Annotated in this window: 16 protein-coding genes; 9 read left to right on the top strand and 7 right to left on the bottom strand. The window is 69.6% G+C overall.

What is annotated here, in order from left to right:
• Window positions 1-128: 128 nt before the first annotated feature.
• Both V1318_RS11235 and V1318_RS11230 read left to right on the top strand, forming a co-directional pair.
• Window positions 129-506, top strand: a complete 378-nt coding sequence (locus tag V1318_RS11235) for a metalloregulator ArsR/SmtB family transcription factor (RefSeq protein ID WP_332939756.1) — start codon at window positions 129-131, stop codon at window positions 504-506.
• Window positions 507-714: 208 nt separating this feature from the next.
• On the top strand, window positions 715-1,089 hold the full coding sequence (locus V1318_RS11230) for a YciI family protein (RefSeq protein WP_332939755.1): 375 nt from the start codon (window positions 715-717) through the stop codon (window positions 1,087-1,089).
• A 201-nt stretch (window positions 1,090-1,290) separates the two neighbouring features.
• Here V1318_RS11230 and V1318_RS11225 read toward each other — a convergent pair whose 3' ends face one another.
• The 4 genes from V1318_RS11225 to V1318_RS11210 all read right to left on the bottom strand — a co-directional run bounded on the left by V1318_RS11225 (window position 1,291) and on the right by V1318_RS11210 (window position 5,288).
• Entirely contained in the window at window positions 1,291-1,794 is a 504-nt protein-coding gene (locus V1318_RS11225; protein WP_332939754.1) for a hypothetical protein, read from the bottom strand.
• 86 nt (window positions 1,795-1,880) lie between these two features.
• Window positions 1,881-2,705, bottom strand: a complete 825-nt coding sequence (locus tag V1318_RS11220) for an alpha/beta hydrolase (RefSeq protein WP_332939753.1) — start codon at window positions 2,703-2,705, stop codon at window positions 1,881-1,883.
• Window positions 2,706-2,975: 270 nt separating this feature from the next.
• Complete coding sequence (locus V1318_RS11215) at window positions 2,976-4,295, bottom strand: amidohydrolase family protein (RefSeq protein ID WP_332939752.1); 1,320 nt, start codon at window positions 4,293-4,295, stop codon at window positions 2,976-2,978.
• A 234-nt stretch (window positions 4,296-4,529) separates the two neighbouring features.
• Window positions 4,530-5,288: a type 1 glutamine amidotransferase domain-containing protein gene (locus tag V1318_RS11210; RefSeq protein ID WP_332939751.1), complete on the bottom strand. Its 759-nt coding sequence runs from the start codon at window positions 5,286-5,288 to the stop codon at window positions 4,530-4,532.
• Window positions 5,289-5,400: 112 nt separating this feature from the next.
• Between V1318_RS11210 and V1318_RS11205 the strand changes: the two genes are divergently transcribed.
• Together V1318_RS11205 and V1318_RS11200 are read left to right on the top strand one after the other, a co-directional pair.
• Complete coding sequence (locus V1318_RS11205) at window positions 5,401-6,297, top strand: LysR substrate-binding domain-containing protein (protein ID WP_332939750.1); 897 nt, start codon at window positions 5,401-5,403, stop codon at window positions 6,295-6,297.
• An 86-nt stretch (window positions 6,298-6,383) separates the two neighbouring features.
• The gene (locus tag V1318_RS11200; protein ID WP_332939749.1) at window positions 6,384-6,941 is read left to right on the top strand and encodes a DUF3016 domain-containing protein; all 558 of its coding nucleotides are present in this window, start codon (window positions 6,384-6,386) and stop codon (window positions 6,939-6,941) included.
• A gap of 532 nt (window positions 6,942-7,473) precedes the next feature.
• Here the strand turns inward: V1318_RS11200 and V1318_RS11195 are convergent.
• Window positions 7,474-8,403, bottom strand: coding sequence for an alpha/beta hydrolase (locus tag V1318_RS11195; protein WP_332939748.1), 930 nt, complete (start codon window positions 8,401-8,403; stop codon window positions 7,474-7,476).
• Between the two features lie 177 nt (window positions 8,404-8,580).
• Here V1318_RS11195 and V1318_RS11190 point away from each other — a divergent pair, with 177 nt between their 5' ends.
• Window positions 8,581-10,527, top strand: coding sequence for a beta-propeller domain-containing protein (locus V1318_RS11190; protein WP_332939747.1), 1,947 nt, complete (start codon window positions 8,581-8,583; stop codon window positions 10,525-10,527).
• A gap of 51 nt (window positions 10,528-10,578) precedes the next feature.
• On the opposite strand, the gene V1318_RS11185 is transcribed toward V1318_RS11190, so the two are convergent.
• Both V1318_RS11185 and V1318_RS11180 read right to left on the bottom strand, forming a co-directional pair.
• Window positions 10,579-10,995, bottom strand: a complete 417-nt coding sequence (locus V1318_RS11185) for a VOC family protein (protein WP_332939746.1) — start codon at window positions 10,993-10,995, stop codon at window positions 10,579-10,581.
• Between the two features lie 134 nt (window positions 10,996-11,129).
• The gene (locus V1318_RS11180; RefSeq protein ID WP_332939744.1) at window positions 11,130-12,038 is read right to left on the bottom strand and encodes a LysR family transcriptional regulator; all 909 of its coding nucleotides are present in this window, start codon (window positions 12,036-12,038) and stop codon (window positions 11,130-11,132) included.
• A gap of 124 nt (window positions 12,039-12,162) precedes the next feature.
• On the opposite strand from V1318_RS11180, the gene V1318_RS11175 reads away from it, so the two are divergent.
• The 4 genes from V1318_RS11175 (at window position 12,163) to V1318_RS11160 (ending at window position 15,688) form a co-directional block, all read left to right on the top strand.
• Complete coding sequence (locus V1318_RS11175; protein ID WP_332939742.1) at window positions 12,163-12,924, top strand: SDR family oxidoreductase; 762 nt, start codon at window positions 12,163-12,165, stop codon at window positions 12,922-12,924.
• Window positions 12,925-13,135: 211 nt separating this feature from the next.
• Entirely contained in the window at window positions 13,136-13,597 is a 462-nt protein-coding gene (locus tag V1318_RS11170; RefSeq protein ID WP_332939741.1) for an RcnB family protein, read from the top strand.
• Between the two features lie 174 nt (window positions 13,598-13,771).
• On the top strand, window positions 13,772-14,758 hold the full coding sequence (locus V1318_RS11165; protein ID WP_332939740.1) for a zinc ribbon domain-containing protein: 987 nt from the start codon (window positions 13,772-13,774) through the stop codon (window positions 14,756-14,758).
• A gap of 57 nt (window positions 14,759-14,815) precedes the next feature.
• Entirely contained in the window at window positions 14,816-15,688 is an 873-nt protein-coding gene (locus V1318_RS11160; RefSeq protein WP_332939739.1) for a hypothetical protein, read from the top strand.
• Window positions 15,689-15,702 lie beyond the last annotated feature (14 nt).

Below are 15,702 nucleotides of genomic sequence, written 5' to 3'. Positions count from 1 at the left end.
CCCGCCCCGCCGGCGCCACTGTCCGCGTCCGGCACAGTCGCGCCGGCGCCGTCCCGGACGCGTGCGGATCGCCCGCAATACTTAAGCGATTGCTTGACAATCGAGCGGCCGGACCCACACTCGGACGCATGCGCAGCCCTGCTTCGGACCTGGACCGGGTCTTCCACGCCCTCGCCGACCCCAGCCGGCGCGCGATGCTGGAGCGCCTCGGCGCCGGCGCCGCCAGCGTCGGCGAGCTCGCGCGACCGCTGGCGATGTCGCTGGCGGCGGTGATGCAGCACCTGCAGGTGCTGGAGGACGGCGGCCTGGTGCGTTCGCGCAAGAGCGGCCGCGTGCGCAGCTGCGAACTCGACCGCGAGGGCCTGAACGCCGCCTATCGTTGGCTGGGCGAGCGCCGCCAGGCCGGCGAGCGCGAACACGGCCGTCCCGGCGCCCACCTCGACGGTCCGATCGAAGCGGCACCGCCCACCGCCAAACCCAGGCCACGCAAACGCCGCCCCGCGTAAACGCCGCTGCCCTCGCCGCCCGCGACCGCGGCGTGCTCGACGCCGCGACGGGCGCCACCGTCCGGGCCGACATAACCGTTGCGGGCCATCGGAATGCGTCTCCCGGGACAAGGTCCTTCGTCCGCAGCCACGCCAGCGACATGGCGACTTGCGGCATCGGACGACTGGCCGCACATTGCGCGGGTCCGCCCCCGATCCGAGACCCCGAATGAAGTTTCTGGTGATGATCTACAACGACGACAGCCTGCTCGGCGGCGTGCCCGCCGACGAGGCCAAGAGCATGATGCGCGACTGCCTGATCCACGCCGACGAGTTGCGCGATCAGGGTTTTCTGCTCGATTCGCAACAGCTCGAAGCCCCGGCCACCGCCAAATCGCTGCGCGTGCGCAACGGCCGCGCCACGGTCACCGACGGCCCCTTCGCCGAGACCAAGGAATACCTGGGCGGCTTCAACCTGATCGAAGCCGAGAACATGGACGAGGCCCTGCGCATCGCCGCGCAGTTCCCCTGGGCCAACTCCGGCTGCATCGAGGTGCGTCCGGTGCGCGACCTCGACGCAGTCCGGCTCGCCGTCGGCGCCTGAGCCCGGCCCCGTAGCCAGCGGCCGCCGCGACGGCCGCCGCTGGGTGTTCCTCGACCACCGCGCCGGCGCGCGTATCGCGCCGCCGGCCGGTTCAGCGACAGGCCGCCATCGCCGGCAACGCATCCACGCTCATGCCCCGGCGCTCCCGAATCCCGGGAGGCGTCGGTGATCGGGGCTTTGCGGCAGCCATGAACATGCCGATCAGGCCGCTTGCGGCAGCGGCGCGCGCTGGCGGCGGATCCGCAGCGCCTGCAGCAGCGCCACCGCCAGGAACACCAGGAAGGCCGCGCCGACCGCGGCCTGCAGTTCCGGCGCGTCCGGGCCCGACACCAGCGGCCGGCCCTCGGGGATGCGGGTGGCGGTTTCGGTGAAGCCGGGGATCAGGTGGAAGAACACCGTCAGCGAATAACCGATCACCGCCACGTAGCGCGACAACCGGCCGAAGACCGCCTTGCGGTCGGCGGCCAGCGCCGAGAACAACACCACCAGGGTGATCACGCCCAGCGCATGCGGCTTGCCGAAGCCGCCGTGGCGGAAGATGAAGAAGCCGGTGACGCAGCTGCCGATGGTGAACCACACGTAGACCTTGCCGATCAGCCGGTCGTAGCCGATCTCGCGGTAGCGGATCAGGGCGATCAGGCCGGCGAACAGAGCGATGAGGCTGACGACGGTATGGAACATGCCGAAGGGCGTGATGCCGAACATGGTTCACCTCGCGATGGCTGGGCGGATGGGAACGACGCCCGCGCCGCCGGCGCGGCCGGCGGCGCGGGTGGATCAGGGCTTCAAGCTCAGGACTTCAGGAACGCCAGCATGTCGGCGCCCAGCTTTTCCTTGTGGGTGTCGGTGATGCCGTGCGGCGCGCCGGGGTAGATCACCAGCTTGGCGTGGGGGATCAGCTTGGCCGAGGCGCGCGCGGCGGCGTCCACCGGCACGATCTGGTCGTCGTCGCCGTGCAACACCAGGGTCGGCTTGTCGAACTTCTTCAGGTCTTCGCTGAAATCGGTGGCCGAGAACGCGGCGATGCAGTCGTAGGCGTTCTTGTGCCCGGCCATCATGCCCTGCAGCCAGAACGCATCGATCGCACCCTGCGACTTTTTCGCGCCGGGCCGGTTGTAGCCGAAGAACGGGCCGCTGGCGAGGTCCCGGTACAGCTGCGAACGATCGGCCAGCGAGGCCTGGCGGATGCCGTCGAAGACTTCGATCGGCAGGCCGCCGGGATTGGCATCGGTCTTGAGCATCAGCGGCGGCACCGCCGAGATCAGGCCGAGCTTGGCCACGCGTGCGGTGCCGTGGCGGCCGACGTAGCGGGCGACTTCGCCGCCGCCGGTGGAGAAGCCGAACAGCGAGGCGTCCTTGACGTCGAGATGGTCCAGCAACGCGGCCAGATCGTCGGCGTAGTGGTCCATGTCGTTGCCTTGCCAGGGCTGGCTGGAACGGCCGTGGCCGCGGCGATCGTGGGCGATCACGCGGTAGCCGTTGTCGGCCAGGAACAGCATCTGCGCTTCCCAGCTGTCGGCGTTGAGCGGCCAGCCGTGGCTGAGGACGACGACGGGGCCGCTGCCCCAGTCCTTGTAGTAGATCTGGGTGCCGTCTTGGGTGGTGAGCATGCTCATGGTCTTGCTCCCGGGTCGGTGGGGGTGGGGTCGGGACTGCAATGGCGGTGCGGGCGCGGCCTGGACGACGCAGCCGTCCGCCGATGCCGCGACCTGGCGCGACCGCGGTCGATCCGCAGTCTCGGCTGCTGCGACGGCGCGCCGGCAAGCTGTGGCTCTCCTCGTCAGGGAGATCCCCGGGGCGGCGCGCGGACTGGGACCGCGCGTCGCTCCGGTTTTCTTTTGTCGCGGCGACGCCCGCTTGGGCATGCTACGCCAGCGCGCTACGGCTCAGGGGGCGCTCTTGACCACCACGCCCGCGCGCATCACCAGCACCGGCTTCTCGGTCGCGCGCACGTTCTGCAGCACATCGCCCGGCACGGCCACGATGTCGGCGGCCTTGCCGGCCTCCAGGGTGCCGGTGTCCTGATCGATGCCCAGCAGCTTGGCCGAGCCCTGGCTGCTGGTCATCAGCGCCTGAGCCGGGCTCATGCCCATGTCGACGTAGTCGCCGAACTCGCGCGCGTTGAGGCCGTGCGGGAATACCGCCGAGTCGGTGCCGTAGGCGATCGGCACGCCGATCTTCAGCGCCTGCTTGAACATCTGGGTGTGCGCGGCGGCGGCGGCGCGCGCCTTTTCGCCGATCTTGGGCGGATAGGTGTCCGCCTTCTCGTCCACCCACAGCTGGGTCATGCGCGTGGGCACCAGGTAGACGCCCTTGCTCTTCATCAGCTGCAGGGTGGACGGGGTCAGGAAGCTGCCGTGCTCGATCGAATCGATGCCGGCTTCCACCGCCAGCCGCGCGGCGACGTCGCCGTGGCTGTGGGCGGCGACCTTGCGGCCCCAGTTGTGGGCCTCGCCGATGATCGCGTCCAGTTCGGCCGGCGTGAGCTGGGGCACGTCGACCGGGTCGGATTCGGACAGCACGCCGCCGGAGGCGCAGATCTTGATCACGTCGGCGCCGAACTTCATTTGCTGGCGCACCGCCAGCCGGCATTCCTCGGCGCCGTTGCACACGCCTTCCAGCGGGCCGGCCGGGCGGATGCGCTCCGGCGGCGCGTTGACGCTGTCGCAGTGGCCGCCGGTGGAGCCGAGGGCATGGCCGGCGGCGAGCAGGCGCGGGCCCTGGACCAGGCCGGCGTTGATCGCATTGCGCAGGCCGATGTCGACGAAGTCCGGCGCGCCCAGCTCGCGCGCGGTGGTCACCCCGGCCATCAGCGCCGACTGCGCGTTGCGCTGGGCGTGGAAGGCCTGTTCGGTGGGGAAGCGCAGCATGTTCTCGTAGAAGCCCTGCGCCCAATCCTCGTTGTGGTCCGAGGCCAGGTGAGTGTGCGCATCGATGAAGCCGGGCAGCAGGGTCGCATCGCCCAGATCGATCACGCGCGCGTCGGCGGGAATCGCGGCGTCGCGGCCGACCGCGACGATGCGATCGCCGCGCACCACCACCACGCCCGGCGAGACCAGTTGCCCGCTGCGCCCGTCGAACAGGTGCGCGGCCTTGAGCGCGATCGGTACCGTCGCCGGCGGCGCGGCGTTCTGCGCCAGCGCGCTCGGCGCCAGACTCAGGCCCAAGGACAAGGCAGCGGACAAGGCGGCGTTGCGCAACTTCATACGAACTCTCCCCGGAGCGATATGGTGAGAACGAGTGTAGGGCTTGCTGCGACGCGGGAGCGGGGCCTTCGGATGACCTGCGCCTCAGTTCCCGCGTTCGCACCTGCCCCGATCGCATCCGATCGTGCGCGCGATTCTCCGACCGTCCTCTCCATGACCCGGAGAGGACATCGCGGACGTCGGATGCGCTGAGCCTCAGGCGAACCGCATCGTTCTTCCGGGGCGATGCCTGCGTCAGTCCGCAGCCGCCGACTTGCGCAACAGATCGCGCACCGCCTCGGCGGTGGCGGTGGCCGACTGCGGGTTCTGGCCGGTAACCAGGCGCCCGTCGACGGCGACCTGGCTGGTCCAGTTCGGCGCGGCCTGGTGCCGCGCGCCGCGTTCGATCAAGGTGCTGGCGAGCAGGAAGGGCACCACGTGCTCCAGCTTCACCGCGCGTTCTTCGTCGTCGGTGAAGGCGCTTACGCGCTTGCCGGCGACCAGGTAACTGCCGTCGCTGAGCTTGACGTTCACCAGCGCCGACGGACCGTGGCAGACCGCGGCCACCACGTTGCCGGACTCGTAGATCTTGCGGGTCACGCGCTGCACCGCCGGGCTGTCCGGAAAATCCCAGACCGCGCCGTGGCCGCCGGCGTAGAACACGGCCGAGTACTTGCGGCTGTCGACCTCGTCCAGGCGCGCGGTGCTGCGGATGGCAGCGCGGAACGCGGCGTCGTTCCAGTAGCGCGCGTTGGTGGCGTCGTCGAGTTCAAGGCCGTCCACCGGCGGCTCGCCACCCTGGATCGAGGCGAACTCGACCGGGATGCCGGCCGCGTCGAACACCGCCAGCGGGTGGGTGACTTCGCCCAGGTAGAAGCCGGTGGGCTGGCCGGTGCTGCCCTTGGTGCCGTGGCTGGTCAGCACCATCAGCACCGGCTTGGGCGCGGACGGCGGGGTGGCGCCGGTGGCGGCGGCGGACAGGCCGAACAGGGCGGCGGCGAATAGAGCGCTCATGGCGGGAATCCTGGGTGGGGGTCGGGGATCGACCGGGTGCAGGCACTCTATTCCTGAGGTTTGTGGCGATAAACTGGCCTACAGGCAAATTACTCATGCTTGGAACGCAATAATGAGCCGTCACTACGACCACCTGGCCGACGTCGAGGCCTTCGCCATCGCGGTCGAGCGCGGTTCGCTGACCGCCGCCGCGACCGCGCTGGCGACCACGCCCTCGGCGATCAGCCGGGCGATCGCGCGTCTGGAAACCCGCCTGGGCGTGCAGCTGCTGCGGCGCACGACCCGGCGCCTGGGCCTGACCGAAGCCGGCCGCGTCTACCTGGAGCAATCGCGCGCCGCGTTCGCGCTGATCGACGACGCCGAACGCCGCATCCAGGGCCAGGGCGGCGAGCTCACCGGCAGCGTGCGGCTGAGCGTGCCCAGCACTTACGGCCACTATCGCCTGCCCGCGCGCTTGCAGGCCTTCGCGCAACGGCATCCGCAGGTACGGATCGAGTTGAGCATCGCCAACCGCAACGTCGATCTGGTCGCCGAAGGCTACGACCTGGCGATCCGCCTCGGCGATCTGCCCGACAGCGGCCTGGTCGCGCGCAAGCTGGAGGACGCACCGGCGTGCCTGGTCGCCTCGCCCGATTACCTGCAGCGCGCGGGTCTGCCGCACAGCATCGACGATCTCGCCCGCCATCATTGCCTGTCGTTCGTGATGCCCAGCAGCGGACGCGTGTTCCCCTGGCTGCTATGCGAGGACGGCCGCGACCGCGATTGGACGCCGGCCGGAGCGCTGCGGGTGTCGGACGATCCCTTGGGCATGGTGTCGCTGGCCGAACAGGGCATGGGCATTTGCCAGAGCTACGACTTCATCGTCGGCGAACGCCTGCGCGCCGGGCGCCTGATCGAGGTGCTACCGCAATCGCGCGGCCGCAGCCGCGCGTTCTCGCTGATTTACGCGCCGCATCGGCAATTGTCGGCCGCCGCGCGCGCCCTGATCGAGGCGCTGAGCGCGAGCTAAAGCGCCGCGCGGCCGACATTTGCGGAGCCCCGTACGCAGGCGGACAATCCAGACGTCGCCTCAGCGCGCCATCCACGGAGCCACCCATGATTCTCCGTCCTGCCTTGATCGCCGCCGCGCTCGCGCTATGCCTGGCCGGCGGCGCCGTCGCCAAGAGCCGCAACGTCACCGACCCCGACGCACCGCGCGCCCTGCCCGAACAGGGCCCGATCGACGTGCGTTGGCAGAACCCGGCCCAGTTCACCGAGATCCGCTACAGCGGCAATTCCAGCGAAGCCAGGCGCGGCAACTGGGTCGAAGACCTGGCCCTGCACCTGCGCAAGCGCGCGCAGAAACGTCTGCCCGCGGGCGAACGCCTGGAAGTCGACATCCTCGACATCCGCCGCGCCGGCAACTACGAGCCCTGGCGCGGCGTCGCCTTCAACGACACCCGCTTCATCCGCGACATCTATCCACCGCGCATCACCCTCAACTTCCGCCGCATCGGCGCCGACGGCCAGGTCATCGCCGAGGGCGAGCGCAAGCTCAGCGACATGGGCTTCCTCAGCAACGCCAACACCCTGAGCAACAGCGACCCGCTGCGCTACGAGAAATCGCTGATCGACCGCTGGCTGGACCGCGAGCTCAAGCGCCCCGGCGTCTGAGCCGCACCGCCGCCCGCCGCTCCGTACCCTCCATGGGCGCGGCATCAGCCGCATCCGCCCCTGTAGGAGCGGCGCAAGCCGCGACCGCGAAACCGCACCCACAACGAAACCGACGACGCACACCGAACACCGGGTCGCGGCTCGCGCCGCTACTACCCGGCCATCCCGACTCCGCTTTTTGCTTTCTGTGGGAGCGGCGTAAGCCGCGATGGAAGCCCCGCACTCGTCGCGCAACTCGCGTCATCGCCGCAGTCCAATCGCGGCTTACGCCGCTCCCACAGCGCCACCGCAACGCGCCCCGAACTTCGCTCGCCCCTACCCGCGCCTCTTCCGATCGCTACCTGTAGGAGCGGCGCAAGCCGCGACCGCGAAATCACACCCACGGCGAAACTGACGACGCACGCCGAACACCGAGTCGCGGCTCACGCCGCTCCTACCCGGCCATCCCGACCCCGCTTTCTGTGGGAGCGGCGTAAGCCGCGATCGCGCCACCCCACCCACGACGACGCCACCTCAAAACAGCGATCTCGTCCTAGCGCCGCAGCGTCTCCAAGAACTCCCGCAGCGCCGCATTGAACGCCTCGGGACGATCCACGAACACCCCGTGCCCCGCATCGGCGATGACCTCCAGGCTCGCCCCCGGCACCTGCGCCGCGGCCGCCTTCTGCGCCGCCAGTTCCTCCGAACCGGCCGCCGCCACGATCAAGGTCGGCCGGTCGAACTTCTTCAGCGCGCCGCTGCGATCCACGCCGTACATATCCGCCACCAGCATCGCCACGCCGGTGCTCACCGGCGTGCGCAGGGCGATCTCGACGCGCTGCTTCAGGCGCTCCGGCGCCAAGGGTTGGACGAAGATCGCGCCCATCATCCCTTGCAGGTACTCGCGCGGATGCGCCGCGTAGACCGCCATCATCTGCAGGAAGCGCTGCGTCGCCTGCGGGTTCGCGGCCGCGCCGGCCGCCCCTTTCGACACCGCCGCATCCACCAGCACCAGGCCGGCGACGCGGCCGGTGCCGTAACGCTCCACATAGGCGGCCACGTCCTGCACCCCTTGCGACCAGCCGATCAGCACCACCTTGTCGAGCTTGCGCGCCGCCAGCAGGGCCTCGATATCGCCCGCGCGCATCTCCGGCGTATTGCCGCCGCCGCTGTGTTGCGAGGCGCCCTGCGAACGCGGGTCCATCGCCAGCACCCGATGCCCCTCGCCGAACGCCGCCAGCTGCGCGTCCCAGATCGTATGGTCCATGCCCCAGCCGGGCACGAACACCAGCACCGGCGCATCGCCACTGCGACCGTTGTCGACGTAATGGAGCCGGATACCGTCCGCGGCCTGCACCGAGCCCTCGGCATAGGCTTCGGCCGCGGCCGCCTGCGCGCTCGCCAGCGCGCCCGACAGCAGGAGGGCGCCGGCTAGCGCCAGGGCGCGCAGGCATCCGGGCGTTGCGGGCAAGGTCGTCTTCATGGCGGCGGGCTCGCTGGTCGGTGGAGATCGCCGCGATCATCGCAGCGCGCGCCGGCATGGGACTGTGCCAGGAGTGAGGGTTCGACCCCGTTTCGCCGCCCCCCTCGTTGCAATCGACATCGGCCGGTACGATGGTTGTCGAGCGGCCAGCGCGCCGAGGGGTCACAGGGGATGAGGATGAGCGGAATCGTCAAAGCCATACTGCTGTCGGCTACGCTGGCGCTGGGGACCCTGGCCATGGCACCCGCGGCGGCGGCCGGGCGCAGCCTGCAGCCATTCGAGGATGAGGCCGCCTTTCAAGCCCTGCTGAAGAAATGGCAGCAGCAGGGTGCGCACAGCCGACTGCGTCACCCGGTCGCGGAAGCGCCGCCGCCCGCGCCCATGGCCGCCAGTCCGTCCGCGGTCGATTCGTCGGGACAATCGACCTCGCTGGACATGATCGAGGTCACCGGTTCGCGGATCTCGGCCAGCGACCTAGCCCCCACTGGTCCGGACTCGATCACCAACGTGCAGACCGAAGGCGTCGACGAAGGCGACATCGTGAAGAAGGCGGGCGACTACCTGATCGTCCTTCGACGCGGCCGCTTGTTCACCGTTCGCATCGGCGACGACGAGCTGCGGGCCGTGTCCACGATCCAGGCGCATGCCCCCGGCGTCGATATGGACGACACCTGGATCGACGAGATGCTGATCTCCGAAGGCACGGTGGTGGTGATCGGCTACAGCTACGAACGCGGTGGCACCGAGATCGGCCTGTTCGAACTGGATGCCCGAGGCGGTCTGCACTACCGCAATACCTATCAGCTGCGCAGCGGCGACTATTACTCCGAGCGCAACTACGCCAGCCGCCTGATCGGACGCACCCTGATCTTTTATTCCCCCGTCCCGATCGATCTGGACGATCCGGGTGCCCAGTTGCCCGCACTGCGCCATTGGCGCACGGCGGCCACGCCGGACGACTTCAAGCGCATTCTGCCGGCGACGCGCATTTATCGCGGCCTGGACCGCCCGGATGCCGATCTGGACCTGAGTCTGCACACGGTCAGCGTGTGCGAGCTGCGCGCGACCGAAATGAGTTGTCGCGCCACCGCGGTTCTTGGCCAGAACTCTCGTGAGTTCTATGTATCCGAGGACGCGGTCTACGTCTGGACCAGCGCGTGGCAGGCCGAGGCGGACTCGGGCCGCCCCAAACCGTCGTCGGTGTTCCGCATGCCCCTGGACGGCAGCGCGCCCAGCGCCTTGCGGACCAGCGGCAGTCCGATCGACCAGATGTCCTTCCTGCAACGCGACGGGCACCTGAACGTGCTGGTCGGTACCACTTACGACGGCCAGGGCATGTGGCGGCAGGGACTGAAAGCCGGCGAGGCCGCCCTGCTGCGCGTGCCCCTGGCGTCGTTCGGCGACACGACCGCGCAGGCACCCGCTTCGGCGTATCGCGCATTACCCGGCATCAACATCGAATACGCCGGCCTGTACAACCGCTACATCGGCGATTGGCTGGTCTATGGAGAGGGCGAGAGCTGGGCAGACAAGCGGCCGACCAAGCACTCCGGCTACGCCCTGCGCTATGCCGACAGCCAGGCATCGCTGCAAGCGTTCGGACTGCCGCATTACATCAGCCGCATCGAAGCCTTGGGCGGCGACGCATTACTGGTCGGCCCGAACGGATCCGACCTCCATTTCACCAGCGTGCGCCTGGACGGCAAGCCCGCACCCGCAAGCGCCTTCGTCTATCCGGACACCTACCAAGCCGACCAGCGCACCCATGGCTTCTTCTACCGGCCCACCGGCGAGGGCATCGGCGTCGCCGGCCTGCCGATACTGCGCGAGGATCCGGACGACGACGAAGCCCCCGGCCAGGCCAGCGTCGTCTACCTGCGCAACCGCGCCCTGCGCCTGAGCCGCATGGGCCAACTCGACGCGCGCAACTCGCCCGCCGTCGACGACGGCTGCCAGGTCAGCTGCGTGGACTGGTACGGCAACGCGCGCCCGATCTTCGTCGGCGAACGCGTGTTCGCCCTGCTCGGCTACGAACTGGTCGAGGGCCGCATCGACGCGGACAGCGTCCGCGAGCGGCGGCGGGTGGACTTCGGCCCGGGGCGCCCGGCCGCGGTCTCTCAGTAATCGCCGAACGCCGAACCCTCCCCGCTCGCGGGGAGGGTCGTACGGCATGGCTCAGCCCGCCTGCGCGGCGCTCGGGTCGGCATCCGGATCCATGTAGAACACTTCCCACTGGTGGCCGTCCGGGTCCTCGTAGCCGCGCTGGTACATGAAGCCGTAGTCCTTGGCCTCGGGCGACTTGGCGCCGGCCGCGATCGCCTTCTCGACCAGCGCGTCGACGCCGGCGCGGTCCTCGGCGTTGACGCTGAGAATGGCCAGCACGTTCTTGCTGGCGTCGCCGACCGGCTTGTCGATGAAGGTCTGGAAGAAGGGCTTGACCAGCAGCATCACGTAGATGTCCTCGGACACGATCATGCAGGTCGCGTTCTCGTCGGTGAACTTGGCGTTGAACGAGTAGCCCAGCTGGGTATAGAAGGCGACGGAACGGTCCAGGTCCTGGACGGGGAGGTTGACGAAGATCTTGGTGGCCATGACGAATCCTTGGAGGATGGAAGGTAGGTTGGCGGGCCCAGTACGGGATCGTTTCCGGCCTGCTCTACCTGACGACGAACCAGGGCGCCCGTGATCGACAGCGCGCGCGAAATTATTTTTCCGGCCGCCACGCCTCAGCCGGGCGGGTCCAGATGCGGCTGCAGCAGCTCGGCCATCCACTGCATGAAGACCTGCACGCGCTGGGGCAGGTTGCGGCGATGGGCGTACAGCAGCGACACCGGCATGGGCTCGGCGCGCAGCTGCGGCAGCACCTCGACCAGCTCGCCGCGCTGCAGATAAGGCCCCAGCCCGATCAGCGGGGCCTGGATCAGGCCCAGGCCGGCCAGGCAGGCGGTGCGGTAGGCCTCGACGTTGTTGACGGTCAGTACGCCGGCCATGGGCAGCACCCGGTAAGCCGCGCCGTCCCAGTACTCCCAGCCGTCGGCGCGGCCGCCCAGGCTGGCCGCGTAGTGGACCAGGCGATGCCCGGCCAGGTCCTCCAGGGTCCGCGGCACGCCGTAGCTTTGCAGATAGCCGGGACTGGCGCAGTTGGCCACGCGGAACTGGCCCAGCGGCCGCGCGACCAGGCTGCTGTCGCCCAGGGTGCCGATCCGCACCACGCAGTCGAAGCCCTCGCGCACCAGGTCGACGCGGCGGTCGGCGCTGCTCAGCTCCAACTCCAGTTGCGGGTGCAGGGCCAGGAACTCCGGCAGGCGCGGGATCACCAGCGTATGCGCCATGCCGCTGGGCATGTCCACCCGCAGCCGGCCGCGCAGGGCCTGCGGCGCCTGCCGGAACATGCCCTGCAACTCGTCCATGTCGCCCAGCAGGTCCTTGCAGCGCTCGTAGTAGGCCTGCCCGTCCTGGGTGGTCTGGACCTTGCGCGTGGTCCGGTGCAGCAGGCGCGTGCCGAGCAGGTTCTCCAGCTGCTGCACCGCGGTGGAGGCGCTGGCCTTGGGTAGGCCCAGGCTGTCGGCGGCGCGGGTGAAGCTGGCCAGTTCGGCGACCCGGACGAAGACCCGCATGGCGTCGAGCTGGTTCATGGCGGGCTCCCGGCGGCCATTGTTCGTAATCGGCGAACAGACAAATCGGATTATGCCGATTTATCGCAATCTCGCCCGCCAATAGAGTGGCGCCCACACCCCCAGCCGCCTCGAGGAACGCCCCATGACCACGCCCACCATCGCCCTGATCACCGGCGCCAGCCGCGGCCTCGGCCGCAACGCCGCCCTCAAGCTCGCCGCCCAGGGCAGCGACCTGATCCTGACCTACCGCAGCAACCGCGCCGAAGCCAAGGCCGTGGTCGCCGCGGTCCAAGCCCTGGGCCGGCGCGCCGTCGCCCTGCCCCTGGACGTCGGCGACAGCGCCAGCTTCGAAGCCTTCGCCGGCCAGGTCCGCGAGGCGCTGGCCACGCACTGGCAGCGCGAGCGCTTCGACCATCTGATCAACAACGCCGGCATCGGCACCCACGCCGCGCTGGCCGACACCACCGAGGCGCAGTTCGACGAACTGGTGAACATCCACTTCAAGGGCGTGTTCTTCCTCACCCAGCGCCTGCTGCCGCTGATCGCCGACGGCGGCCGCATCGTCAACGTCTCCACCGGCCTGACCCGCTTCGCCCTGCCCGGCTATGCGGCCTACGCTTCGATGAAGGGCGCGATCGAAGTGCTGACCAAGTACATGGCCAAGGAACTCGGCCCGCGCGGCATCGCCGTCAACACGGTCGCGCCGGGCGCGATCGAAACCGACTTCGGCGGCGGCACCGTGCGCGACAACGCCGACATCAACGCCTACATCGCCTCGCAGACCGCGCTGGGCCGCGTCGGCCAGCCGGACGACATCGGCGGCGTGTTCGCCAGCCTGCTGTCGCCCGACAACCGCTGGGTCAATGCGCAACGCATCGAAGCCTCCGGCGGCATGTTTCTTTAAGTAGGGCGCGGTTAAGCCATCCCCCCTCTGTAACCGGTTACGTCGGCGCCAGGCCGCGCCGACGTTCCGGCCAGGGTTAAAGGAACCTTAAACACGAATGCGCGCAACTCTCGACGCAGGTCGCGTTTGGCACATGATGCAGCTGCATCGACGCCCCATTGCGATTACAACGCATGGCAACGAACGCCATCCGAACACCGGGAGAATCCGCATGAAACGCATATTGCTGGCCACCGCGCTTGCGCTGACCGTCCTCGCGTCGCCGGCGATGGCCGACGGCCGCGGCAAGGGCAACGGCCATGGCCGCGGCCAGGACAAGCACCAGGATCGCGACGACCGTCACGATAGGCACGACCGCGACGACCGCCATGACCGCGGCGATCGCGACGATCGGGGCCACCGCGGCTACGACCGCTACGACAGCCGTTACTACTACAGCTACGACGGCCGCAACCACCCGCCGGGCCGCCACAACGGCTGGCACAAGGACTATCGCCGCGGCCAGCGCATCGACGTGGTCTACATGCAGCCGCGCTATTACATCGACGACTATCCGCGCTACCACCTGGCCCCGCCGCCGCGCGGCCACCGCTGGGTGCGCATGGACGACGGCCGCATGATCCTGATCGCGGTCGCCACCGGCATCATCGCCGACGTGCTGCTGCACCACTGAGTCCGACGCGGCGGCTGCGCCGCCCGCCGGCCCCACGAAGAATCCCGCTGCGGCGGGATTCTTCGTTTGCGGGCCCCGCGCGCATGCCGATGGACGCGCACGCCCGCGGATGCTACTAACCGTCTGCGGGCGCGAGGACGCCCGCACCGTTCATCAGCCTTAGGGGGAGGCCGGATGACCGCCATCGCGTGTGGGGAATGCCGGGCCGAAGTACCCGCGGGGGCGCGCAACTGCCCGGCCTGCGCGGCGCCGGTGCTCGCCAATTTCATGCCGGACCCGCGCCTGGCCGCCGCCCGCGCGCGCCGCGCGAGCGAGCACACCGGGCGCAACATCCTGATCGGCATCGTGATCGTGCTCGGCTGCCTGGCCCTGCTGGCGCGGTGCGCCTCGTTCTTCGGCGAGGTCAGCCAGCGCGCGGACGCGCGCAAGGAAGCCGGGGCCCTGGCCGACACCAGCCGCGAGCTGTTGCTGGCCGAGAAGCGCCGCCTAGACGATGCCGATAACGGGGGCGCGCCCGCCCAAACGCAGGCCCTGCCGGCGAACCCCGCTCCCGCCACGATCGCCCCGGCCACCAACGCCGCCGAACTGCTGCGCGGCATGAACCGGATCGTGCGCGAGCTGCACGCACGCAACCTGCGCGATCAGGTCCGCCTGCAGGCCGAAGTCGCCGCCCTCCAGCTGGAAACGGTGCTGTCGCCGCAAAACCTGACCGACGCCCGCGGCATCGCCGATGGTCAGGCCGCCATGCGTCGCTACCTGGGCCTGGTCGAAGCCGCCTACACCGCCACCCGCGCCGACCGCGTCGAACTCGACCGCCGCATCTATACCCTGGCCGGCGACACGGCCCTGAGCGCGCGCTTCATCCAGGGCTACGAACAATCCAAGTCCCAGCGCGTGGCGTTGGAGAACGCACAAGTCGCCAACCAGCGCCGCGTCGTCGCCGCCACCCAGGCCCTGCTCGGCTTCGCCCACTCGCGCCTGGGCCGCATCTCGCTGGACCAGGGGGAACTGCTGTTCCGCAGCCAGAGCGACCTGGATACTTACCAACGCCTGCTCGCCGACTTCGACCGCGAGGCCGCCCTGGAGCAGGACATCGCGAATCGCCAGCGCAAGATGATCGACGAAGCGCTGGCGAATGCCGAACAGCTCAAGGCGCTGTGAGCCGACCTGCCTACCCCCAGCGCCCACCCGGGCGCTTCGCCGATACGGAAGCCGCCGATGAAAGCCCTGCTCGCCGTCGCCCTGCTAGTCCTGTCTCCCGCCGTGCACGCCTGCATCAACGAGGTGGGCACCGATCACCAGGGGCGCCGGTTCGACACCTCCGACTACATCGGCGACGACATCACCGTCAGCATGCGCGAGCGCGTTGCGCGCTCCTATGCGCTGAAGAACGCACCTCAGACCATCGCCGCGGCACGCAAGAGGCCCAGTTTCGAAACCCTGACCAACCTGGGCGTTTTGTTGATCTATCAGGGGCAGTACCCCCTCGCGGTGCGGCATTTCGTCGCGGTCGAGCGCCTCTACCCGGGCCGTCACGAGACCGCGGCCAACCTGGGCACGGCACTGGAGCTGAGCGGCCAGGACCGCATCGCCCTGCGCTGGATCCGCTTGGGCATCGAACGCAACGCGGACGAGCACTACGGCACCGAGTGGCTGCACCTGCGCATCCTCGAAGCCAAGCTCGCCGCCGCCCGCGATCCCGGCTATCTGCAAGCTCATTCCGTCGCCGGCGTACGCTTCCAGGCCAAGACCGTGCCCGCCCTGCCCAACGTCATGCCGCCCGGCAACCGCGGCACGCCGGTTTCGCCCGCGCAATTGAACCGCGCGCTGCAGTACCAGCTGTACGAACGCAGCCAGTTCGTGTCGCCGCCGGACCCGATCGTGGCCAACCTGCTCTCGGACTGGGCCACGCTCAACCTCGCCGGCGGCCCCATCGAGAACGCGGAGGCGATCTACAAGCTGGCGGTGGCCTACGGGGCGCCGAACGACGCGCTCCTGCGCGAACGCCGCGCCTACATCCGCACCGCGCTCGCGCGCGCATCCGGCTCGCCGGCTGAAGCCGCGACCTGCCCCATTTGCGGGCCCGGTTGAACCTGGTTCCAGGC

The sequence above is a fragment of the Lysobacter sp. CCNWLW3 genome (assembly GCF_036697405.1).
Taxonomy (GTDB): Bacteria; Pseudomonadota; Gammaproteobacteria; order Xanthomonadales; family Xanthomonadaceae; genus Lysobacter.
This window is presented reverse-complemented; position numbering and strand designations above follow the sequence as displayed.

Excerpts from the sequence above, each read along its gene's own strand:
- V1318_RS11215 (WP_332939752.1), bottom strand. The coding sequence starts at position 4,295 with ATGAAGTTGCGCAACGCCGCCTTGTCCGCTGCCTTGTCCTTGGGCCTG.
- V1318_RS11185 (WP_332939746.1), bottom strand. The coding sequence starts at position 10,995 with ATGGCCACCAAGATCTTCGTCAACCTCCCCGTCCAGGACCTGGACCGT.
- V1318_RS11235 (WP_332939756.1), top strand. The coding sequence starts at position 129 with ATGCGCAGCCCTGCTTCGGACCTGGACCGGGTCTTCCACGCCCTCGCC.
- V1318_RS11170 (WP_332939741.1), top strand. The coding sequence starts at position 13,136 with ATGAAACGCATATTGCTGGCCACCGCGCTTGCGCTGACCGTCCTCGCG.
- V1318_RS11165 (WP_332939740.1), top strand. The coding sequence starts at position 13,772 with ATGACCGCCATCGCGTGTGGGGAATGCCGGGCCGAAGTACCCGCGGGG.
- V1318_RS11225 (WP_332939754.1), bottom strand. The coding sequence starts at position 1,794 with ATGTTCGGCATCACGCCCTTCGGCATGTTCCATACCGTCGTCAGCCTC.
- V1318_RS11175 (WP_332939742.1), top strand. The coding sequence starts at position 12,163 with ATGACCACGCCCACCATCGCCCTGATCACCGGCGCCAGCCGCGGCCTC.
- V1318_RS11205 (WP_332939750.1), top strand. The coding sequence starts at position 5,401 with ATGAGCCGTCACTACGACCACCTGGCCGACGTCGAGGCCTTCGCCATC.
- V1318_RS11195 (WP_332939748.1), bottom strand. The coding sequence starts at position 8,403 with ATGAAGACGACCTTGCCCGCAACGCCCGGATGCCTGCGCGCCCTGGCG.
- V1318_RS11160 (WP_332939739.1), top strand. The coding sequence starts at position 14,816 with ATGAAAGCCCTGCTCGCCGTCGCCCTGCTAGTCCTGTCTCCCGCCGTG.
- V1318_RS11220 (WP_332939753.1), bottom strand. The coding sequence starts at position 2,705 with ATGAGCATGCTCACCACCCAAGACGGCACCCAGATCTACTACAAGGAC.
- V1318_RS11190 (WP_332939747.1), top strand. The coding sequence starts at position 8,581 with ATGAGCGGAATCGTCAAAGCCATACTGCTGTCGGCTACGCTGGCGCTG.
- V1318_RS11210 (WP_332939751.1), bottom strand. The coding sequence starts at position 5,288 with ATGAGCGCTCTATTCGCCGCCGCCCTGTTCGGCCTGTCCGCCGCCGCC.
- V1318_RS11180 (WP_332939744.1), bottom strand. The coding sequence starts at position 12,038 with ATGAACCAGCTCGACGCCATGCGGGTCTTCGTCCGGGTCGCCGAACTG.
- V1318_RS11230 (WP_332939755.1), top strand. The coding sequence starts at position 715 with ATGAAGTTTCTGGTGATGATCTACAACGACGACAGCCTGCTCGGCGGC.
- V1318_RS11200 (WP_332939749.1), top strand. The coding sequence starts at position 6,384 with ATGATTCTCCGTCCTGCCTTGATCGCCGCCGCGCTCGCGCTATGCCTG.